Annotated in this window: 20 protein-coding genes; 9 read left to right on the top strand and 11 right to left on the bottom strand. The window is 70.1% G+C overall.

The genetic code is table 11. The features are described from left to right. The first annotated feature begins 108 nt into the window (after positions 1–108). Both U5918_RS09785 and U5918_RS09780 read left to right on the top strand, forming a co-directional pair. Positions 109–789, top strand: a complete 681-nt coding sequence (locus U5918_RS09785; RefSeq protein WP_336001166.1) for a class I SAM-dependent methyltransferase — start codon at positions 109–111, stop codon at positions 787–789. Positions 790–924: 135 nt separating this feature from the next. After that, entirely contained in the window at positions 925–1,932 is a 1,008-nt protein-coding gene (locus tag U5918_RS09780; RefSeq protein WP_336001165.1) for an AI-2E family transporter, read from the top strand. Positions 1,933–1,953: 21 nt separating this feature from the next. Here U5918_RS09780 and U5918_RS09775 read toward each other — a convergent pair whose 3' ends face one another. Next, a complete protein-coding gene (locus U5918_RS09775; RefSeq protein ID WP_336001164.1) occupies positions 1,954–2,796 on the bottom strand; it encodes a sulfurtransferase in 843 nt (280 codons plus the stop codon). A 265-nt stretch (positions 2,797–3,061) separates the two neighbouring features. Here U5918_RS09775 and U5918_RS09770 point away from each other — a divergent pair, with 265 nt between their 5' ends. Further along, entirely contained in the window at positions 3,062–3,919 is an 858-nt protein-coding gene (locus U5918_RS09770) for a sulfurtransferase (RefSeq protein ID WP_336001163.1), read from the top strand. Positions 3,920–3,992: 73 nt separating this feature from the next. Here the strand turns inward: U5918_RS09770 and U5918_RS09765 are convergent, their stop codons facing one another. Next, a complete protein-coding gene (locus U5918_RS09765) occupies positions 3,993–5,246 on the bottom strand; it encodes an MgtC/SapB family protein (RefSeq protein ID WP_336001162.1) in 1,254 nt (417 codons plus the stop codon). A gap of 100 nt (positions 5,247–5,346) precedes the next feature. Between U5918_RS09765 and U5918_RS09760 the strand changes: the two genes are divergently transcribed. Together U5918_RS09760 and U5918_RS09755 are read left to right on the top strand one after the other, a co-directional pair. Next, positions 5,347–5,970 (top strand): rubrerythrin family protein, encoded by a 624-nt coding sequence (locus U5918_RS09760; protein WP_336001161.1) that lies wholly within the window; start codon positions 5,347–5,349, stop codon positions 5,968–5,970. 146 nt (positions 5,971–6,116) lie between these two features. Further along, on the top strand, positions 6,117–7,397 hold the full coding sequence (locus tag U5918_RS09755) for an MFS transporter (RefSeq protein WP_336001160.1): 1,281 nt from the start codon (positions 6,117–6,119) through the stop codon (positions 7,395–7,397). On the opposite strand, the gene U5918_RS09750 is transcribed toward U5918_RS09755, so the two are convergent. Both U5918_RS09750 and U5918_RS09745 read right to left on the bottom strand, forming a co-directional pair. Then, complete coding sequence (locus U5918_RS09750; protein ID WP_336001159.1) at positions 7,382–8,134, bottom strand: HEAT repeat domain-containing protein; 753 nt, start codon at positions 8,132–8,134, stop codon at positions 7,382–7,384. The two genes, U5918_RS09755 and U5918_RS09750, sit on opposite strands and share 16 nt — an antisense overlap. Before the next feature lie 55 nt (positions 8,135–8,189). Then, on the bottom strand, positions 8,190–8,465 hold the full coding sequence (locus tag U5918_RS09745) for a hypothetical protein (RefSeq protein ID WP_336001158.1): 276 nt from the start codon (positions 8,463–8,465) through the stop codon (positions 8,190–8,192). Positions 8,466–8,688: 223 nt separating this feature from the next. On the opposite strand from U5918_RS09745, the gene uvrB reads away from it, so the two are divergent. Further along, complete coding sequence (gene uvrB, locus U5918_RS09740) at positions 8,689–10,752, top strand: excinuclease ABC subunit UvrB (RefSeq protein ID WP_336001157.1); 2,064 nt, start codon at positions 8,689–8,691, stop codon at positions 10,750–10,752. Here uvrB and U5918_RS09735 read toward each other — a convergent pair. Then, on the bottom strand, positions 10,749–11,549 hold the full coding sequence (locus U5918_RS09735) for an MOSC domain-containing protein (protein ID WP_336001156.1): 801 nt from the start codon (positions 11,547–11,549) through the stop codon (positions 10,749–10,751). The genes uvrB and U5918_RS09735 overlap by 4 nt on opposite strands. A gap of 86 nt (positions 11,550–11,635) precedes the next feature. Further along, entirely contained in the window at positions 11,636–12,685 is a 1,050-nt protein-coding gene (locus U5918_RS09730; protein ID WP_336003314.1) for an SPFH domain-containing protein, read from the bottom strand. Between the two features lie 372 nt (positions 12,686–13,057). Here U5918_RS09730 and U5918_RS09725 point away from each other — a divergent pair, with 372 nt between their 5' ends. Beyond that, on the top strand, positions 13,058–13,630 hold the full coding sequence (locus U5918_RS09725) for a DUF7344 domain-containing protein (protein WP_336001155.1): 573 nt from the start codon (positions 13,058–13,060) through the stop codon (positions 13,628–13,630). Between the two features lie 125 nt (positions 13,631–13,755). On the opposite strand, the gene U5918_RS09720 is transcribed toward U5918_RS09725, so the two are convergent. The 3 genes from U5918_RS09720 to U5918_RS09710 form a co-directional block, all read right to left on the bottom strand. Beyond that, positions 13,756–15,285, bottom strand: coding sequence for a hypothetical protein (locus U5918_RS09720; RefSeq protein ID WP_336001154.1), 1,530 nt, complete (start codon positions 15,283–15,285; stop codon positions 13,756–13,758). Between the two features lie 223 nt (positions 15,286–15,508). Next, positions 15,509–17,266, bottom strand: a complete 1,758-nt coding sequence (locus U5918_RS09715; protein WP_336001153.1) for an excinuclease ABC subunit C — start codon at positions 17,264–17,266, stop codon at positions 15,509–15,511. Positions 17,267–17,300: 34 nt separating this feature from the next. Then, complete coding sequence (locus tag U5918_RS09710; protein WP_336001152.1) at positions 17,301–18,086, bottom strand: hypothetical protein; 786 nt, start codon at positions 18,084–18,086, stop codon at positions 17,301–17,303. A gap of 103 nt (positions 18,087–18,189) precedes the next feature. Here U5918_RS09710 and U5918_RS09705 point away from each other — a divergent pair, with 103 nt between their 5' ends. After that, positions 18,190–18,456, top strand: a complete 267-nt coding sequence (locus U5918_RS09705; protein WP_336001151.1) for a DUF7967 family protein — start codon at positions 18,190–18,192, stop codon at positions 18,454–18,456. Beyond that, positions 18,456–18,716: a DUF7967 family protein gene (locus U5918_RS09700; protein ID WP_336001150.1), complete on the top strand. Its 261-nt coding sequence runs from the start codon at positions 18,456–18,458 to the stop codon at positions 18,714–18,716. Before U5918_RS09705 ends, U5918_RS09700 begins: the two co-directional genes overlap by 1 nt. A 22-nt stretch (positions 18,717–18,738) precedes the next feature. Here U5918_RS09700 and U5918_RS09695 read toward each other — a convergent pair whose 3' ends face one another. Beyond that, positions 18,739–19,110, bottom strand: a complete 372-nt coding sequence (locus U5918_RS09695) for a hypothetical protein (protein ID WP_336001149.1) — start codon at positions 19,108–19,110, stop codon at positions 18,739–18,741. 96 nt (positions 19,111–19,206) lie between these two features. Beyond that, positions 19,207–19,815: a hypothetical protein gene (locus U5918_RS09690; protein ID WP_336001148.1), complete on the bottom strand. Its 609-nt coding sequence runs from the start codon at positions 19,813–19,815 to the stop codon at positions 19,207–19,209. Positions 19,816–19,829: the final 14 nt, after the last annotated feature.

Below are 19,829 nucleotides of genomic sequence, written 5' to 3'. Positions count from 1 at the left end.
GGACCCGCCCCTAAAACCGTCCCGGCTCGGATCGGGGTCGGCCGGTAACCCCGTCCCCCGGCGCGGGCGGACCGAACCGTTATGGCGCCCCCGCCACTGGATCCGTCGATGAGCGTCCGCGAGGAGTTCGACGAGTGGGCCAGCGAGGGCCGCGACAAGGGGATGGAGGAGCGCCACTGGCACACCGCGAAGCACGCGCTGGCGCGGGTGCCAGTCAGGTCCGGCGATACGGTCCTCGACCTGGGCTGTGGCAGCGGCTACGCCGGCCGCGCGCTCCGCGACACCGCCGACGCCGGCCGGGTCTACGGGCTCGACGCCGCCCCCGAGATGGCGCGCAACGCCCGCTCCTACACCGACGACCCGGCCATCACGTACCTCGTCGGCGACTTCGAGCACCTCCCGTTCGACGACGACGCGATCGACCACTGCTTCTCGATGGAGGCCTTTTACTACGCGAGCGACCCCGACGCCGCACTGCGGGAACTCCGCCGCGTCCTCCGGCCGGGCGGCACGTTCTACTGCGCCGTCAACTTCTACGAGGAGAACGTTCACTCGCACCACTGGCCCGAGATGGTCGGCGTGGAGATGACCCGCTGGTCCGAACGCCAGTATCGCGAGGCCTTCCGCGAGGCCGGTTTCCACGTCGCCTCCCAGGACCGCATCCCCGACCGCGAAGTCGAGATCCCGCCGGCCGAAGACTTTCCAACCGAAGACTGGGAGTCCCGCGAGGCGATGATCGAGCGATACCGGACCTGCGGGACCCTCCTGACCGTCGGCGTCGTTGGGTGACGCTCTCGCCAACCCCTCCGTTTCATCTGGAGATCGTTACTATTGCGGTGTGGTATCGCTGCACACACTCACGCTTCTGTCGGCCGACCTGTGCCATGACCAAACGTTTTGTCGGCCGGGGGTAAACGGGGTGACATGGCGGTAGATCGGCGTCGACGTCGGGTGTTGCTGGGGGCGTTCGTCGTCGCCGCCGCGCTGACGACGTTCGTCCTCGCCGAGGTGCTGGCGACGGTGTTCTTCGCGGTGACGGTGGCCTACGTGCTCTACCCCGTCCGACAGCAGGTCCGCAAGCGGGGGCGCGGGCGGCGGGTGTCCGCGGGGGCCGCGACCCTCGTCGGGTTCCTCGCCGTCGTCGTCGCGGCTGTGCCCCTCGTCGGCGCGCTGTACGCCCGGCGTGAGGCGTTCGTGGACTTCGTCCGGGAGTTGCCCCCGGAGATCCCGGTGTCGGTCGGCGGGTTCGATATGGTCGTGGACGTCAGCGTCGTCCGCACGGAGGCGCTGGCGGTGCTGGGCGACGTGGCGGTCGATATCGCGTCGATCGCGCCGGTGCTGGCCCTCAAGGCGACGCTGTTCGCCCTGCTCGTCTACGCCCTGCTGTGGCGCCCCCACGAGATCAGGGCGACGACCTTCGAACTCGTGCCGTCGGTCTACCACGACTTCCTCGAGGCCTTCCACCGCCGGGTGCGCGACACGCTCTACGCGATCTACGTCCTGCAGGCGGCGACGGCCTTCGGAACCTTCCTCATCGCCTACGCCGTCTTCGCGGTGCTTGGCTACCAGTCCTCGCTCGTGCTCGCCGTCCTGGCCGGCCTCCTCCAGTTCATTCCGATCATCGGCCCGAGCGTCCTCGTGGTCGCGCTCGGGGCCTACGACCTCACCCTGGGCAATCCCGGCGACGCCATCCTCGTCGTCTCCTTTGGCCTGGTACTGGTCGCCTTCCTCCCCGACGCGCTGATCCGCCCGCGGCTGGCCTCCTTCACCGCAGGGATGCCCGGCAGCCTCTACTTCGTCGGGTTCACCGGCGGCATCCTCACCGTCGGTGTGATCGGGTTCATCGCCGGCCCGCTGGCCATCGCGCTGGTGCTCGAGGCCGGCACGCTCCTCTCGACGGAGATGGGCGTCGAACCCGCGGAGCCTGAGTGAGCCTTCGGGCGTCCGCGACGCTTAGTCGGCTTCGCCCGTCTCCAGCGGCCGCCCTTCCGCCTCCCACTCGGTGAGACTCCCCTCGTAGAACGCCAGGTTGGGGTAGCCCAGGTGACGCAGCACGGTGTAGGTGTGGCTGATCCGCCGGGCCGTGTTGCAGTAGAGGACGATCCGCTTCTCGGGGACGACGCCGCGGTCGTCGAGGATCACCTCCATCTCCTCGCGGGGCTTCAGCCCGCGGCTCTCGTCGTCGACGAGTTCGCGCCAGTCCAGCCGGATGGCGCCGGGGACGTGGCCCTCCTCGAACTCCCAGTCCTCGCGGGTGTCGACGACGACGGCTTCTGGGTCGTCGGCGGCGGCCGCCACCGCGTCGGCGCCGACAAGCGGCGTCTCGATCTCACCAGGACTCTCCGTCTCGTAGGTCGCCGGCTCGACGGCCGTGGCGTCGCTCGTGGTCTCGCGTTCGCGTTGCCAGGACGAGAAGTCCCCGTCCAGCAGGTGGAGTCTGTCGGGGTCGTGCCCGTACAGTTCGGCGGTCAGGAGCAACCGCGCGGCGAAGACGCCGTGGTGGTCGTCGTAGGCGACGACGCGGTCCTCGCGGGAGATGCCCGCCTCGCCCATGAGGGCGGCGAAGACGTCGCCGCCGGGGAGCATCCCGGTCTCGCCGCTCGCTCCGTTCCCGGCGTCGTCGGCGTCCGCGCTTCCGGCCGCGTCGTCGCCGGCCCGGAAGGAGTCGAACGGGACGTTCACTGCGCCGGGGACGTGGCCGATGCCGTCGAACTCCCAGGCGTCGCGGACGTCGACGAGGACGATCTCGTCGCGTCGGTCGGCCACCCACGCCGCCGGAACCACTACCTCGTGCATACTCCCAGATACGCGAGCGGCCGTTTCAAGCCTTCTCTCTCGCTCTCTCTCAGATAGAGGCAACACTGACCGACACTCTCACGGGTCGGTCGGTCGCCGATGCGGGCGGTGGGCTGTCGGCCGCGCTGCGCGTCCCGCGACGTGTGATCCGGCCGCACCGTCCGTGGCCGCCAAAGGGGTAAATACTGCCGCCAGGGGGGAGGAGTGGCGGAACGTGCCGTGACGTGCAGGACTATATGAGTCGTGGACGTATGGATGGACGCATATGAGCGACTACGCCAAAGACGTTCTCGTCTCTGCGGACTGGGTCGAGGACCATCTGGACGACTTCCAGAGCGACGATCCGGAGTATCGGCTGGCCGAAGTGGACGTGGACACGGAGCTCTACGACGAGGAGGGCCACGCGCCCGGCGCGATCGGCTTCAACTGGGAGACGGACCTCCAGGACCAGACGACCCGCGACATCCTCTCGAAGGAGGACTTCGAGCAGACGATGGGCGAGGCCGGCATCACCGAGGACTCGACGGTCGTCCTCTACGGCGACAACTCCAACTGGTTTGCGGCCTACACCTACTGGCAGTTCAAGTACTACGGCCACGACGACGTGCGCCTGATGGACGGCGGCCGCGACTACTGGGTCGAGAACGACTACCCGCTCTCCGACGAGCCCGCCGACTTCTCCGCGCAGGACTACGAGGCCGCCGGCCCGCGCGAGTCCATCCGCGCCTACCGCGAGGACGTCGAGAACGCCATCGAGCGCGGCCTGCCGCTCGTGGACGTCCGCTCGCCCGAGGAGTTCTCCGGCGAGATCCTCGCGCCCCCGGGCCTCCAGGAGACCGCCCAGCGCGGCGGCCACATCCCCGGCGCGAAGAACATCTCGTGGGCCGCCGTCACGAACGACGACGGCACCTTCAAGTCCGCCGACGAGATCCGCGAGCTCTACGCCGACGAGGACATCGACGGCGGGGGCACCACGGTCGCCTACTGCCGCATCGGCGAGCGCTCCTCCGTGGCGTGGTTCGCGCTCCACGAACTGCTCGGGTACGAGGACACCATCAACTACGACGGGTCCTGGACCGAGTGGGGCAACCTGGTCGGTGCGCCCATCGAGAAGGGCGACTGAGGGTAGCGCAGACCGTCGTCCGAGGCGGTTTCGCCGTCTCGTCCCGCGACGAACGCGGATTTTTCGAGCAGGTTCAGAGGAGCAGCGCGATGCCGAGGCCGACAGCGGCGACGACGCCGAGGACGGCGGTGACGAGTTCACCGAGCTGTCGCGTCCCGATGACCCACGCCAGGCCGGCTTTGACGAGCGTGTTGGCTGTGGCGGCGATGACGATGCCAGTGGTGGCGACCCCGGGTTCGACCGCGCCCTCGGCGGCGAGTTTGCTCAGCGTGATCGTCATCGCGTCCACGTCGGCGAGCCCGGAGACGAACGCCGCCGCGTAGATCCCCGAGGCCCCCAGCCAGGCGTTCGCGTAGTCCGAGAGCAAGAGGACGGCACCGAACAGGGCCCCGAAGAAGAGTGCCGTCCGCAACTGGAACGGGTTCTCGATGTCAGCGTCGACGGTCGTCTCGACGGCCGACCGCCAGTAGACGACGGCGGCGACGACCGCGCCGACGGCCGTCATCGCGCCCAGCGGGACGGCCACGGACGGCAGGAGCGCGGGGTTGACGACCGCGACCTCGACGAGCGCCCGCGGGAACATCACGACGGCGGCGACGACCGTCGAGAAGGCACACAGCTGGTACAGGTCGGGCGACTGCCGGGTCTGTTCGGCCATCGAGACCGTCGTCGCCGTCGAGGAGACGAACCCGCCGAGGATGCCGGTGAGGGCGATGCCCCGTTCGGTCCCGACGACGCGACTCAGGACGTACGCGACGAAACTGAGGCCGGTGACGAACACGACCATCAGCCAGACGAACCGGGGGTTGAGGCCGAACAGCGCGTCCAGTTCCCGATTCGGGAGGACCGGCAGGACGACGAACACGACGAGGACGAACTTCACGATGGCGCGCTGCTCGGCGTCGTCCATGCGGTCCGCGAGCCGGTGGAGGTCCCCTTTCGCCGAGAGCAGGGCGGTGACCACCCCGCCGACGATGATGGTGACGACGGCACCCTGCTGGGAGTGGGTGGCCAGCGCGCCCAGCAGGACCGTCAGCAACGCCGCCGTCAGCGTGGTGAGCCCGATGTCCCGCTCGATCCACACCCTGGCTCCGTAGGCGACGGTCAGGGGCAGGGCGATGGCGGCGACGGCGACCGGGAGGGCGTCCGGATAGAACGCGCCGACGAGCGCCCCGTAGAGGGCGAACAGGGGGAAGGTGCGACTGCCGGCGAACGTGCCGCCCGACTCGCTGTGCTCGCGCTCCAGGCCGATCAGGGCCCCGACACCGAAGGCGATCCCCAGCCGGAGGACGAGCGTCGGCAGCGACTCGACGGGTGGAACGGCCATCTCCCCTGGGACTACTTCCGACGCCGAAGTGAAACTTCTGGACGGCGTACCGGCTCCCCGTGTCGATGCTTACAAGCGCCCGCCGGCCGAATCGCCGGGCATGAATCCCGAGGACTTCCTCGACGGCGTCCGCCAGGAACAGCAGACCGAACTCTCCCGCCTCGGTTCGTCGAAGTCGCTGTACGCCGACACCGGCGGCGAGATGGAGGAAGGGCCCGTCCTGACGGCCATCGCGGACACCTTCCACCACGCGGCGTCGACCTTCGAGTCCTGGACCGACGAGGCCGACGGGGCCGCCGGCGACCTCTTCGCCAGCGTCGCCGACCTGGCCGGCGAGCAGTACGGCACTGTGGCCGGTGAACTCGGCGACCACGAGGCCGGCGCACCGGCGCCCCTGACGGAGTTCCTCCAGGGCCTGGACACCGAACCCGAACGCGTCGGCGGCGTCGTCGGCTGGGCGCTGGTCGTCGAGAACAAGGTCTCCCAGGCGGTCGGCTTCTTCGTCGGGCAGGCCGCACCGCAGACCGCCAGCACGTTCCGTGACGTGCGCGACGCCGTCGAGTCGGTCGTCGACGACGCGGCCGACGCCGTGGCCGCGGTCTGTGACTCCGAGGACGACGCGGACCTGGCCCACGAGGCCGCCGTCGGGGCCGTCCAGGCCGCCTACGACGACTACTTCGACACGCTCGAGGACCTCGGCGTCAACCCGAAGCCGGTCTGCTGAGCCAGCCGTCGCGTCGCCGCGGTGCCTGCCGCACCTGATCTCTGTGTGACAATCGCAAACATTGTTCCAACTACACGGCCCCGGGCCGAACGCTGGTGGCTGCCGGACTACGAACGCTTAACAGCCTGCCGGTTCCACCGGGGAGTGTGCGTATCTGGTCGGATCCGACGAAGCGGCGCTGGATCGCGTGGACCGCGCTCGCGGCGGCCTTTGCCCTCGTCAGCGTCCACCGGCTCTCGACGGCCGTGCTCGCCGAACAGTTGACGGTCGCGTTCGACACGACCGGGGCGGAACTGGGGACGCTGCACGCCTCCTTCTTCTACATCTACGCGGCGATGCAACTGCCGGCGGGCGTCATCGCCGACCGGATCGGGAGCCGCCGCGTCGTGACCCTCGGGACGGCGGGCATGAGCGTCGGGGCGCTGGCCCTGGGGGTCGCGGACTCCTACGCCATCGCCTTCATCGCTCGCGCGCTGATCGGCCTGGGCGCGAGCCTCATCTTCATCGCCACGCTGCGCTTCTGTGCCAACTGGTTCCGACCCACCGAGTTCGCCCGCATGAGCGGGCTGACCATCGCCGCCGCCGGCTTCGGCGGGATCCTCGCGACGACGCCGCTTGCCATCCTGGTCGCGGCCACCGACTGGCGGACGACGCTCTTCGGGCTCGGGATCGGCGGCTTCGCGCTGGCGGGGCTGGCCTTCGTGTTCGTGCGGGATTCGCCGGCCGGGGCCGGCCTGCCGGAGATCGACGGCGTGCCGAAGGCCGAGAATCCGTCGCTGTCGGCCGTCGTGGACAACACCCTCGCCGTCCTCCGGGAGCGCGAGACCTGGCTGGTCGGGCTGGTGATGTTCTGCGGGACCGGCCTCAACCTCACCGTCTTCGGGCTGTGGGGCGTGCCCTACGTCGTCCAGACCTACGGCGTCTCGGTCACGACCGCGTCGACGTACACCCTGCTGGGGAGCGCCGGCATGCTGGTCGGGCCGCCCCTGATCGGCTGGCTCTCCGACCGGACCGAAGGTCGGCTGGGGCTGTTAGTGCTCTCCCAGCTGGCCTACGCCGCCACGTTCGGGCTGCTGGCCGTGACCGGAAAGCCGCCGCTGCCGGTCGTCGGGGCGGCCTTCTTCGCCACCGGCTTCCTCGCGGGCGGGTACGCGCTGGGCTACACGATCGTCAAGGAGAGCCACGTCAGCGGCGCCAGCGGCGTCGCGACCGGCGCGGTCAACACGCTCGCCTTCCTCGGCGCGGCGCTGTTCCCGACGCTGATGGGGCTGATCCTCGACGCCTACCTGACCGGCGAAACCATCGGCGGCGCGCAGGTGTACTCGACGACGGGCTACCGGGTCGCGTTCGTGCTCGCGACGGCCGCCAGCGTCATCGCCCTGCTCGCCACGTTCGCACTCTACCGGACCGCTCAGGGGAACCAGTAGGCGGCGACCCGGTCGAGCCACTCGTCGGCGGCGTCCCTGACCGTCCCGGACTCGTCGCCCGTCGCGGCCTCGAGCGTCGACCGAATTCGCGGATCCGGCCGCTCGTCCGGCCGGCGGGCCGTCACCGCGAGGCGACCGAGCGCCGTCACGACCGCCCGGCGGACGTCGGCTTCGCCCTCGTCCCGGAACCGGGCGACCAGCCGGTCGACCGCCCGCTCGCTGGCGCGGTGGCCGAGGTGCATCGCCGCCTCCCGGCGCGCTGCCGGGTCCGCGCCGTCCAGTTGCGCCAGATACCCCTCCATGGACTGCCCCGCCGGTGACATCCCGGTGACGTGGACGACCGGATCCGCCAGACACAGGCGGTCGCCGACCGCGAGTCGGCGGTCGACGGCAGCCGTGTCGAACCGGATCGTCCCCGCGCCGACGTCGAGCAGTCCTTCGGTCCCGTCCGTCTCGAACCCGACGGCGACGCCCGTGAGCGTCACCGTCTCGCCGTCGGGGCCGGGCTCGATGCCTCTCTCGTCGGCCGGACAGGACTCGACAGAGGGCACAACCGCCGAGAGTTCCACCTCGCGGTCGGTCCCCACCGCGTCGGGAGTCACCACCGTCCGCGGATCGTAGACGACGAGGGGTCCCGAGTCGAGCGGCCGCAGCCTGACGTGGCGGCTGCGTCGGGGCCGGCGGTGGACCGTCCCGGGTTCGATCTCCTCGACCCGGGCGGGGAGGGCGGCGTCCATGCCCCGTGGAACGGACGCCACCTCAAAAACCGCTGGCTCCGTTTCCGCCCCTGATTCACCGGTTCCGGGCGGTCGGCGGCTGCGGGCGCTGTGGCTGCGTCTCCGGCGCGGCGGCAGGCTGTGGCTGTGCCGGCTGGATCGCCGCCGATATCACGCCCTCGGGGAGGACGTACCACAGCCGGTCGTGGGGAACGAAGCCGACCTGTTCGGGGTCGCCGGCGTAGCGCTCCTCGTCCGCGTCGGGCGGCGTGCCGTAGAGGTGCACGCCGTACTCGGCGACCTCGAAGCTCCGGCAGCGAAAGACCGTGCCGTCGGTGCAGTACACCTGCATGATTCGCGCTTCGACGGCCAGTCAGTTAGGTTTCGGGCGGGGAGGCCCGACGGGTCGCTCGCCGGGAGAGTCAGGATCGGAGGACCGCCAGCACCTCGGGGGCACAGCAAGTTAACTGAAACGCGAATCGTCTAACCAAGGTGGCGAATATTCGCTCGGCAGTAAACCGCTACCGACCGGCGAGGCGAGCGTCTGAAGTTCCTCCGGCCCCTGACTCTGGCCAATGAGCGACACCTCCGGCAGCCCCCTCTCGCCCGACCGTCCGGACGTGGATCGACCCTTCCGCGTGGACGCGCCCTTCGATCCCGCGGGCGACCAGCCCGAGGCCATCGAGCAACTCGCCGAGGGCTACCGCCAGGGGATGGATCGCCAGACCCTGCTGGGCGTGACGGGATCGGGCAAGACCAACACGGTCTCCTGGGTGATCGAGGAGATCCAGCAGCCGACGCTGGTCATCGCCCACAACAAGACGCTGGCGGCGCAACTGTACGAGGAGTTCCGCGAGCTGTTCCCCGACAACGCCGTCGAGTACTTCGTCTCCTACTACGACTACTACCAGCCCGAGGCCTACGTCGAGCAGACGGACACCTTCATCGACAAGGACGCCTCGATCAACGACGAGATCGACCGGCTGCGACACTCCGCGACGCGATCCCTCCTGACCCGGGACGACGTCATCGTCGTCGCCTCCGTCTCGGCCATCTACGGCCTCGGTGACCCGCGCAACTACGTCGATATGAGTCTCCGGCTCGAACAGGGCCAGGAAGTCGACCGCGACGACGTCCTGGGCCGGCTGGTCGACCTGAACTACGAGCGCAACGACGTGGACTTCACGCAAGGCACGTTCCGCGTTCGCGGGGACACCCTGGAGATCTACCCGATGTACGGCCGCTACGCCGTCCGCGTCGAGTTCTGGGGCGACGAGATCGACCGGCTCGTGAAGATCGATCCCCTCGAAGGCGAGGTCAAGAGCCGGGAACCAGCCGTCCTGCTCCACCCCGCGGAGCACTACTCGATCCCCGAGGAACGGCTCGATCGGGCAATCGAGGAGATCGAGGAGCTGATGGAACAGCGCGTCCGGTTCTTCGAGCGCAACGGTGATGCCGTCGCCGCCCAGCGCATCGAGGAGCGGACCACCTTCGACCTGGAGATGCTGCGGGAGACGGGCTACTGCTCGGGCATCGAGAACTACTCGGTCCACCTCTCGGACCGGGATTCGGGGGAGGCGCCCTACACCCTGCTAGATTACTTCGGCGAGGACTTCCTCACCGTCATCGACGAGTCCCACCAGACGATCCCGCAGATCCGCGGGCAGTTCGCCGGCGACAAGAGCCGGAAGGAGAGCCTCGTCGAGAACGGGTTCCGACTGCCGACGGCCTTCGACAACCGGCCGCTGACCTTCGAGGAGTTCACCGAGAAGACCGACCGGACGCTGTTCGTGAGCGCGACGCCCGCCGACTACGAGCGCGAGGTCTCAGACCAGATCGTCGAACAGATCGTTCGTCCGACCCACCTCGTCGACCCCGCCGTCGAGGTGGCCGACGCCACCGGGCAGGTCGACGACCTCATGGACCGGATCGACGACCGCGTCGAGCGCGACGAGCGCACGCTGGTCACGACCCTCACCAAGCGGATGGCCGAGGATCTCACCGAGTACCTGGAGGAGGCCGGCGTCGACGTGGCCTACATGCACGACGAGACCGACACCCTCGAACGCCACGAACTGATCCGCTCGCTCAGGCTGGGCGAGATCGACGTGCTCGTCGGCATCAACCTCCTCCGGGAGGGCCTCGACATCCCCGAGGTGTCCCTGGTCGCGATCCTCGACGCAGACCAGGAGGGGTTCCTGCGGAGCGAGACGACGCTCGTCCAGACGATGGGCCGCGCGGCGCGAAACGTCAACGGCGAGGTCGTCCTCTACGCCGACCAGGTGAGTTCGGCCATGGAGTCGGCCATCGAGGAGACCAACCGCCGCCGCGAGATCCAGACCGAGTTCAACGAGGAACACGGGCTGGAGCCGACGACCATCGACAAGCCCGTCGGCGAGACGAACCTGCCCGGCTCGAAGACCGACACCGGCGGCGTCTCGGGCATGGACCCCGACGACGAAAGCGAGGCTGAGCAGTTGATCGACGAGCTACAGGATCGGATGGAAGCGGCCGCCGACAACCTGGAGTTCGAACTGGCCGCCGACATCCGTGACCGCATCCGCGAACTCCGCCAGGAGTACGAGCTCCAGGCCGAGGCAGAGGAGGGCGTCGTCCCCGAACCCGCCGAGGAGTTCTAGGGTTCCGGCCGGACGCCCTCGATCTCGACGGCGTCCCCGACCGCGATCTCCGTATGCCACGAGTCCTCCGGCACGACGGTGTTCAGCATGAGCCTATAGGGGTGATCGAACCGGTCCGAGGGCGTCCACGCCGGCAGGGTCGCCTCGCGCTTCTCGACGAACCGCTCGCGGAAGTCCTCGATCGCCTCGCCCGTGTCGGGGTCCCGCGTCGGGACGACGCAGCGCTGGCACGGGTTGACGCCGTAGAGGGTGCAGTCGCCGATCGAGAACTCGACCACCTCCCCGTGGTCGGCGAACAGCCGATCCTCCCAGAACGGTTCGGTACTGTCGATCTCGATGCAGGCCCGTAGCCGCCGCCGGACGTTCTCGGGCGGCAGGTCGAACCAGTCGGCCACCTCCCGCACGGTCCCGGTGCTGATGACCGTCGGCCCGTGCAGTTCCTGGTCGTCCGGATAGCCGCCCGCGTCGTCGCGCTCGACGGTGACGGGTTCGCCGAAGAAGTCCGTCAGCCACTCGCCGCAGGCCGCCCGGCCGGCTTCCTCGCGCAGGTGGAAGGCGTGGCGCTCCGCCTCGCCGTGGCGCCACAGGGTCAGTTCGTGAGTCGCGGGGTGGAACGCCGACCGGAGGCGGTGGACCCGTGCGGTGGCCTTCCCGTTGACGTACTCGCCGTCGGCATCGAACATGGCGTACTCGCGATCGCGGTCGAGCGCGCCCCGTGCGCCGACGGTCGCGGCGTCGCGGTCGAGTCCGTCGAGGGACTTGACGGGATAGACGGTGAGCCTCGAGAGCGCTGGCATCCTGGCTGGCGAATCGTCGCCCGCCCGCTCAATAGTTGTGATCCCGAACGGACGGTGGGCCAGAAACGAGATCCGTGGACGTTCGGTCAGTCCTCTCCGTTAGCGGCCACTTCGGGGGGTCGCTCGACGTCCGTATCGAGGGTTTCGAGCGTCGACTCGACGTCGTCCAGACCGAGGAGTTCGCGCGTCTCGTCGTCGAAGTCGAGGCTCTGCAGCGACTGGCCGTCCGCCCGGACGTCGCTGCCGGTGAGGTGTTTCCCGTAGCGGCCGACCAGCGAGGAGAGTTCCTGCGGCAGGACGAAGGTCGTGGACTCGCCCCGGCCGATGTTCTCGAGGGTCTCCAGCCCGCGGTCGATGACGGCGCGTTCGCCCATCGACTCCGCGGACCGCGCTCGCAATACTGTGGAGACCGCGTCGCCCTGCGCTTCGAGGATCTGGCTCTGTTTCTCGCCCTGCGCGCGGATGACGTTCGACTGTTTGTCCCCCTGCGCGCGCTCGATGGCCGAGCGGCGTTCCCCCTGGGCTTCGAGGATCATGGCGCGCCGGCGGCGCTCGGCGGCGGTCTGCTGTTCCATCGCGTCCTGCACGTCGATGGAGGGTTTGACCTCCCGGACCTCGACGGACTCGACGCGGACGCCCCACTCGTCGGTCGGGGCGTCCAGTTCCCGGCGGATGGCGGCGTTGATCTGGCCGCGCTTGCTGAGCGTCTCGTCCAGTTCCATGTCGCCCAGGACGGCCCGCAACGTCGTCTGGGCGAGGTTGGAGACGGCGTTGGTGTAGTCCTCGACTTCGAGGTAGGCCTTCTTCGCGTCCATGACCTTCACGTAGATGACGGCGTCGGCGGTGACCGGGGAGTTGTCCCGCGTGATCGCCTCCTGCTGGGGCACGTCCAGCGTCTGCGTGCGCATGTCGAAGGCGTGGGTCCGCGAGACGAACGGCGGCACGACGTTGAGCCCCGGTTCGAGCGTCTTCCGGTAGCTGCCCAGCACCGTCAGCACGCGTTTCTCCGTGGCCTGGACCACGACGACCGCGCTGTCGACCGCGACGATCACGATGGCCAGGAACAGGATGCCGACCAGTTCCAGGCCGGAGACGACGCCGAGGAAAAAGAGCACGAGCGCAAAGCCCGACAGCATCGCAGCGAGCCCCCGCGGCGACCCCGCCGACCCGGAGCGGGCGCTCGCGCGGCCGAGCTCGTAGGCGAGGCTCTTCCGGTCTTGGCCGGCCATGGGTCGATTTCGGCTGGTCACTCCTTAATTGTTAGTGAACCGATGGACGTCGGCCAACAGCTGTCGGGTGCCCGTCTCGCCGACGCACCGCCCCTCCGCTGCCGCCCGGACCGGTCCCCGATCCGCCGACCGCTCCTCCAGTTATCACGCGTGATTTCGGCAGCGGTTCGATCGGCAGCGTCGTTAGCGACTCGCTTCCGCGTACTATCGTGCAAAAACCCACCGAAAACCGACGAGCGACTTAAGAGGGGACTCGCCGTGTCATACTCCATCTAAGCCATGACAGGACTGTTGGCCGAAAGGCAGGCTGGCGGTGGTCGGGGCGGGCCGGACGTTGTCTCGGAGGGACTTTCGGCCGACGACGCCTTCGAGGTCCTCCGCAACGGTCGGCGACGACGCGTCCTCGCGTACCTGTACGACGTCGGTGACGAAGGGGACGACGTCACTCTCGGTGAGTTAGCCGAACACGTGGCCGCCCTGGAGGCGGACACGACCGTCTCGGACATCACGTCGAACGAGCGGAAACGGGTCTACGTCGGCCTCTATCAGTCCCACCTCCCGAAGATGGACTCCGTCGGCGTCCTCGAGTACGACGAACAGGTGAAGACGGTCTCGCTGACCCGTCGCGGGTGGGAACTGGAGCCGTACCTCTCGCTCGCCGCGGGCGATCTCGCGTCGGGCGGCGACGGGTGGGCCAAGTCGCGGCTCTACCACGGCGGTCTCGCGGTGGCGGCCGTCCTGCTGCTGGCATTGGTCACGCTCGGCGCCCTGCCGCCCCGCCCGACGCTCGAACTCGTGCTCACCGGACAGGCCGTGGCACTCGGTGCGCTGTTCCTCGTCGAGGGCGACTGAGCCGGCGCATCGGTCCCTCCGCCATCGCCCGACCGTCGTCCCGCCGAGACGGACGACGGACCCTGGTCTTCGGCGGCGGGTCACGATTCAACCGTCGGCGGGCCGATCGGGGAGCCGAGTCCCGCTCAGTCGTCGGCCGGTTCGCCGGCCGAGTCGCCGGTCGAGTCGCCGGCGTCCTCCAGTTCCGTGCCCGCGCCGCCGTCGAAGACGAAGCCGGCGTCGGCCGCCTCGTCGCCGAGCGAGTCGTCGCTCTCGAGGGTGATCACGTCCTCGTCCGTCGCGGGCTCGTTGTCGAAGACGAAGCCGTCGTCGGCGTCGTGGGCGTCGAAGGTGAACTCCTCGCGGGCGTCGAACGCGCTCTCGCCGAACACGTCGTAGTCCGGTCCCCGGGGGTCGCCACCCGCCGCGGCTGCGCCCGGCACCTGCCCGGTTCCGGATACCGGCGGGGACCCCGACGCCGGTGCGGGAAGGTTCTCCCCGCCGGGGCCGCCCGACCCGCCGCCGTAGCGTCGGTAGACGGTCGCGCCGACCCCGGCGGCGAGCACGAGCAGCAGCGCCGAGCCGGCGGCGACCGGGAGGCCGTCGTCGTCGTCACCGCCCGCCGCGGCGTCCTGCACGTCGCCTTTCTCCTGGACGTCCGGGTCGCGGGGCGCGTAGTCGTACCTGTCCGGCACCCCGTCGCCGTCCGAGTCCTCGTACTGGACGCTCGCGTTGTGCGGCGCGTAGTCCCGCGAGTCGACGACGCCGTCGCCGTCCGAGTCGCGCTCGTCGGCCCCCTGTTCGGCGGCCTGTGCGTCCGAGTCCGCGTCGGCTCCAGATCTGGACTCGCGGTCAGCGCCCGCCGCGCCGGCCGACTCGCTCTCGGACTCGCTCGTCGACCCGTCCTGCGCGAACCCGAGTCGCTCGCGGACGTCCGGCGGGAAGCACTCGATCTGTTCTTCGGTCACCATCGACCGGAACTGCGCGGCGGGCATGCGTTCGAGCGCCCTGTCGACTTCCTCCCGGATCCGGTCGGCCGGCGGGCAGTCGATCCCGCCGGCCGTCTCCGTCTCCGCCGCCGCGTCGCTCGCCGTCGCGGTGTCCGTGGCCGTGGGCGTCGCGGTCGGCGTGTCCGTCGAGGCCCCGTCCATGTTCAGATCCGCGCGCACGTCGTCCGGGAGGCAGTTCTCGTACTCGTCGGGGATCTCCGCCCTGACAGCCGACGCCGGGGCAAAGGCCAGGGCCTCCTCGACCTCCGAGCGGATCTCGTCGGCCGGCGGACAGTCGTCGCCGTCTTCGGTCGTCGTCTCGTCGGTCGCCGTCTCGGTTTCCCCGTCGCCCGAACTCTCGTTCGACTCGAAGTCGAGCACGTCCCGCACGTCGTCGGGGAGACACACGACGGCCTCCTCGGGGATCTCGGCCCGCACGTCCTCGACGGAGCGGTTCTCGAGTTCGTCGTAGACCTCCTGGCGGAGCGCGTCGGCGGACGGACAGCCGGGCGCCACTGGATCGGAATCGTCGTCGACCGCGTCGCCCGACAGCGCGGCCGCCCCGGCGGCACCCGGTCCCGAGAGGAGCACGCCGCCGACTGCCAGGCCCGCGCCCAGCACCGCGACGGCTGCAAGGACGGCGAGGCCGCTGGCGACTCGTCGGTCGGCGCCGTCGCGCTCACCCATCGCCGGCCCCCCCATCCGGTCGACCGATCGCGGTCCCGTGTCGTCTCCGAGCGGCACACGGGCGGCACCGCTCGCGCTGTTCGATCCCCTCCCCCATGTTCGTTCGTATCTAAACGTCCTGCTCCTTGAAATTTTCGGCGCGACAGGTCGGAAAAAACGCGTCCGTCGGATCCGAAGCCGTCCGGCTCCCCTCACGGAGTCGCGGTCGTCCACTGGGCCTCGCTCACAGCCGCGAGGCGATGGTCTCGGCGGTCTTCTCGCCGACTCCCTCGACCTGCCGGAGCTGGTCGGGGTCGGCCTCGCGAACGGTTTCGACGCTCCCGAACCGGCGCAGCAGCCGCCGCCGGGTCTGGGGGCCGACGCCCGGGACGTCGTCCAGCGCCGTCGACACTTCGTCCCGGAGCGACTGGTGGTACTGGACGGCGAAGCGGTGGGCTTCGTCGCGCACTCGCTGACAGAGGTGGAGGTGGGGTGCGTCGTCGTCCCAGTCGTGCGTGTCGGAGGGCGACACGATCAGTTCCCGGTCCTTCGCGAGGGCGACGACTGGCACGTCCCAGCCGGTCTCCGCCAGCGCGTCCTGCGCCGCGCCCAGCTGGCCGTCGCCGCCGTCGATCAGGAGCAGGTCCGGGTCCGGACGGTCGTCGCGCCCCTCCATGGCGCGCTCGGCCCGCCAGCGCACCAGCGCGCGCATGTTCGCGTAGTCGTCGTTGCGCTCGTCGAGCTTCCGCCGGCGGTAGTCGCTCTTCTCGGCGCTCCCGTCGACGAAGGTGACGTTGCTGCCTACGACGGCACGACCCTGGGCGTGGCTCACGTCGAACCCCTCGATCCGGCGGACGGGGTCGTCGAGGCCGAGCGCGGTGGCGAGTGCCCGACCCTCGTCGCCGCGCGCGCCGACGCCCCGGCGGGCGTTCTTCAGCGCCAGGTCCACGAGTTTGGCCTCCCGGCCCGCGCCGGGTACCCGGACGTCGACGCCCTCGGCGGCGAGCCAGTCGGCCAGTTCGTCGTCCTCGGGCCGTTCGGAGCAGAGGATGGCGTCCGGCAGGTCGCGCTCGGCGTAGTACTGCGAGACGAAGGCGGCGAGCACGGCGCCGATGCGGGTGTCAGACCCCTCGCCCTCCGGGGCCTTCAGCGTGTGGCGCTCGCGCTCGACGAGTTGCCCGTCCGCGGCGTGCAGGCGCGCGACGGTGGCGGTCTCGCCCTCGACGCTCGCGCCGAGCACGTCCACCGCCCGCTCGCCGCCAGCATCGCCGGTGCTGACCGCCTCGCCGCCCTCGCCGTGGAACGCCTCGACGGCCCGCAGTCGGTCCCGGAGATTGGCGGCGCGCTCGAACTCCGCGTTCCCGGCGGCCCGGTCCATCTCGGTACTGAGGGGATCGGCCAGCACGCCCGTCTCCCCCTCGAAGAACCGGCGGACGCTCGCGACGTCGGCGGCGTAGTCGTCCACGCTTATCTCGCCGGTGCAGGGGGCGGTGCAGATGCCGACCTCGTAGTCCAGACAGGGGCGATCCCGGCCGCTGTACTTGTGGTCCGAACAGCCCCGGAGGCCGTAGGTCTCCCGCAGGGCCTTCACGACCGTCTCGACGCGGCCCTTGTCGGTGAAGGGGCCGTACACCGTCGCGTCGTCGTCGGGGTCGCGCGTGATCTCGATCCGGGGGACCTCGTGGGCGGTCAACTGCACCAGCGGGTAGGACTTGTCGTCCTTCAGCCGAACGTTGTAGCGGGGCTGGTGGCGCTTGATGAGGTTCGCTTCCAGCAACAGGGCCTGCGTCTCGGTGTCGGTGACGGCCACCTCGACGTCGGCCGACCGCTCGACCATCCGGCGGATGCGCTCGCCGCGCGGGTCAGCGTAGGAGCGCACCCGGGCCCGCAGGTCGACGGCCTTTCCGACGTACAGCACGGCCCCCGACGCCGAGAGGAACTGGTAACAGCCCGGCTCGGCGGGCAGGTCGCTCGCGCGCTCGCGGACCTCGCTCGGGTCCATCTCGCCCGCTGTACGTACCCGCGGCGTATGTCGGTTACGGCTGCTCGTCCGGGGGCTCCGACGCGGCCTCGTCACCACCCGAGTCGTCGTCGACTCGCAGGGAGTCGAGGACCGTCCCGAGGGTCCCGCGGTCGGCCGACTCGTCGGTCACGTCCGTAATTGCGGGCCCCGCCTCCGGCGCCGGTCCTGGGTCGTCCGGGGTCCGGGCCGCGTCGGTCGAGGTCGCCGCGTCGATGGCCGGATCGACGTCCGCGTCACCGACGAGCGCCCGGCGCAACTGCGCCACGGCGTCTTTGCGGTCCGTCGCCGGGACGTGGAGGTCCGCATCGCCGGCGACGGCGACCTGGAGCGTCTTCGTCCGGCTCTCGACGTACATCCCGAGCGCGCCGAGGGCCAGCGCCAGACTCAACAGGCCGCCGACGAGCAGCACCTGGTCGACCATCCCGAGCATCGCGGAGAGCCGCTGTAGCAGGCCGAGCATCCCGCCCATCCCGAGCCGGCCGGCCCCCTGCGCGTCGATCGTCCCGAGGTCGACGAACTCCTCGAAGTCGACCGTCAGCCCGAGCGCGACGCCGACCAGGCCCGCCAGGCCGGCCTTGCCCACGTATCCGAGCCAGTCCGGGGTACTGGTCGTCCCGGCACTGACGTTCTCGACGTTGGGGCGTTCGACCGCCCGGAAGTTCGGGCCCTCGCCCTCGGGCGTGAACGCGAACACGCGCTGGCTCGTCACGACGACGCCGCTGTCGCCGACGGGGACGGTCGTCTCGACGCGTTCGCCGTCCCGGAGTCGTTCGCTCGCCCGCTCGCCCCAGCGCGCCATCGGACCCCGGTTTGCGGTGCGGTCACATGAATCTGGCGCGCGACTCGGCCGCGGAGTCGCCGCGGATGGGTGGATACAAACCGCCAGCCGTCGAAGGCCGCCCATGGCCGAGGCGACCGAACGGGTCTGGCTCGTCGAGCGCGAGTACAGCGACAAGGGACTGCTGACGCTGGTCTATGCCACCCGCGACGGCGAGCGCTACCTGCAGAGCAACCGCTCTTCGAACATGCTCCGGGGGAATAACGTCACCGCCGCCAAGGAGGCCGACCCCGATCGGCTGGAGTCGGTCGAGGACCCCGACCTGCGGGAGCGCTACGCCGCGGAGGCCGACCGGGTCGCGGCGAACAACGACCCGGGGGACGCGATCTGATGGCCGACGCGGTCGAAGTCTGGCTCGTCGAGCGCGAGTACGAACACGAGGACATGGTGACGCTGGTGTACGCCACCCGCGACGGCGAGCGGGCGGTCTTCCAGCAGCGCTCGACGCGGATGCTGTTCGATTCGAAGATCACGGCCGCCGACGAGGTCGATCCCGACCGCCTCGAAACCGTGGACCCAGAGGACCGCGAGCGGTACGCGACCGAGGCCCAGCGGATGGCCGAGCGCCACGACCCCGACGACGAGGTCTGATCGGAGCCGCGACCGCAGCCGATCAGGCGCGCGTCTCGTCGTCTTGGGCCCCCTCGGTCTCCCCACCGGACAGTCCCTGTCGGCGCTTGATGGCGTAGTAGGCGAGCGCGGCGACCCCGACGAAGACGGCCGTGATCCCGTCGACGCCGCCGGTGGCGAGGTACGTCTCGACGGCGTTGCCAAGTCCGATCGCAACGAGCAGGAGCCCGACCGCCAGGATCCACGCGCGACTGTCTTCGGCCGCCTCCGCGTAGGCGCCTTCTTCGATCAGGCGCATCTCCTTGCGGTGGTCCATGTACGCGATGCCGAGCACGAGCGCCAGTCCGAGCCCGAACACGACGAAGACCATCCCGAGCGCGATCAGCCCCTCGAACCCGCCGTTCTGGAGGACCATGCCTCAAATACGGACGCAAACGGCATAAAGCCAGCAGTGATCCGGGGCATCCCAGTACACGGCCCGTTTCGGTCGTCCGGCGCGGGCCGCGAGCGGTCACTCGACGCGCTCCCGGTGGACCTGTGCCAGATCGACGGTACTCGGCAAGGTTCGCAGCGAGGGGGTCACGCTCCAGATTGACGTGGTCACCAGTTCGTCGGCCGACCGGAGTCGCTCCCCTTCGGCCCCGTCGTCGATGTCGTCGAGTGAGCCCCACGACTCGACGGCGACCGGAAACACCAGCGTGTCCCGTCCGCGCCAGTACGGGTCGCCGAGGCCCGCGGGAGTGAGGTAGTACGCCGATTCGGGGGTCGAACGCGTCTGGATGACCGCGTGGAACACGCCGCCTTCCTCGTCGGTCTCGGCGGTTTCGAGCCGCTCTCGGACGTTCGGGTCGAGATCAGGTCCGGCGACGGCTGGCGCCTCGTCGGCGACCACTGTGACGTACGCGTCGTCGTCGCCGTCGGGCTGGAGCCCGTTCTCGATGGCCCTGTCGGCCGCCGGATGGACGTACGCGTGGCCGCCGGTCAGCCGCACCGCCGGTCGACCGAGGGCACCTCTCGCGCCGAAGGCGCTGGTCACGCCGAGGGTCACCAGACCGCCCGCGCCTGCCGCGAGGAGGTCGCGTCTGGAGACGTTCCCCGGAACGTCGAATCGGGAGGACATACCCCCGGAACGCG

The sequence above is a fragment of the Halorientalis sp. LT38 genome (assembly GCF_037031225.1).
In the GTDB taxonomy this organism is placed as follows: domain Archaea; phylum Halobacteriota; class Halobacteria; order Halobacteriales; family Haloarculaceae; genus Halorientalis; species Halorientalis halophila.
This window is presented reverse-complemented; position numbering and strand designations above follow the sequence as displayed.

Coding starts and splice junctions, on each gene's coding strand:
- U5918_RS09785 (WP_336001166.1), top strand. CDS start 109: ATGAGCGTCCGCGAGGAGTTCGACGAGTGGGCCAGCGAGGGCCGCGAC.
- U5918_RS09780 (WP_336001165.1), top strand. CDS start 925: ATGGCGGTAGATCGGCGTCGACGTCGGGTGTTGCTGGGGGCGTTCGTC.
- U5918_RS09775 (WP_336001164.1), bottom strand. CDS start 2,796: ATGCACGAGGTAGTGGTTCCGGCGGCGTGGGTGGCCGACCGACGCGAC.
- U5918_RS09770 (WP_336001163.1), top strand. CDS start 3,062: ATGAGCGACTACGCCAAAGACGTTCTCGTCTCTGCGGACTGGGTCGAG.
- U5918_RS09765 (WP_336001162.1), bottom strand. CDS start 5,246: ATGGCCGTTCCACCCGTCGAGTCGCTGCCGACGCTCGTCCTCCGGCTG.
- U5918_RS09760 (WP_336001161.1), top strand. CDS start 5,347: ATGAATCCCGAGGACTTCCTCGACGGCGTCCGCCAGGAACAGCAGACC.
- U5918_RS09750 (WP_336001159.1), bottom strand. CDS start 8,134: ATGGACGCCGCCCTCCCCGCCCGGGTCGAGGAGATCGAACCCGGGACG.
- U5918_RS09745 (WP_336001158.1), bottom strand. CDS start 8,465: ATGCAGGTGTACTGCACCGACGGCACGGTCTTTCGCTGCCGGAGCTTC.
- uvrB (WP_336001157.1), top strand. CDS start 8,689: ATGAGCGACACCTCCGGCAGCCCCCTCTCGCCCGACCGTCCGGACGTG.
- U5918_RS09735 (WP_336001156.1), bottom strand. CDS start 11,549: ATGCCAGCGCTCTCGAGGCTCACCGTCTATCCCGTCAAGTCCCTCGAC.
- U5918_RS09730 (WP_336003314.1), bottom strand. CDS start 12,685: ATGCTGTCGGGCTTTGCGCTCGTGCTCTTTTTCCTCGGCGTCGTCTCC.
- U5918_RS09725 (WP_336001155.1), top strand. CDS start 13,058: ATGACAGGACTGTTGGCCGAAAGGCAGGCTGGCGGTGGTCGGGGCGGG.
- U5918_RS09720 (WP_336001154.1), bottom strand. CDS start 15,285: ATGGGTGAGCGCGACGGCGCCGACCGACGAGTCGCCAGCGGCCTCGCC.
- U5918_RS09715 (WP_336001153.1), bottom strand. CDS start 17,266: ATGGACCCGAGCGAGGTCCGCGAGCGCGCGAGCGACCTGCCCGCCGAG.
- U5918_RS09710 (WP_336001152.1), bottom strand. CDS start 18,086: ATGGCGCGCTGGGGCGAGCGGGCGAGCGAACGACTCCGGGACGGCGAA.
- U5918_RS09705 (WP_336001151.1), top strand. CDS start 18,190: ATGGCCGAGGCGACCGAACGGGTCTGGCTCGTCGAGCGCGAGTACAGC.
- U5918_RS09700 (WP_336001150.1), top strand. CDS start 18,456: ATGGCCGACGCGGTCGAAGTCTGGCTCGTCGAGCGCGAGTACGAACAC.
- U5918_RS09695 (WP_336001149.1), bottom strand. CDS start 19,110: ATGGTCCTCCAGAACGGCGGGTTCGAGGGGCTGATCGCGCTCGGGATG.
- U5918_RS09690 (WP_336001148.1), bottom strand. CDS start 19,815: ATGTCCTCCCGATTCGACGTTCCGGGGAACGTCTCCAGACGCGACCTC.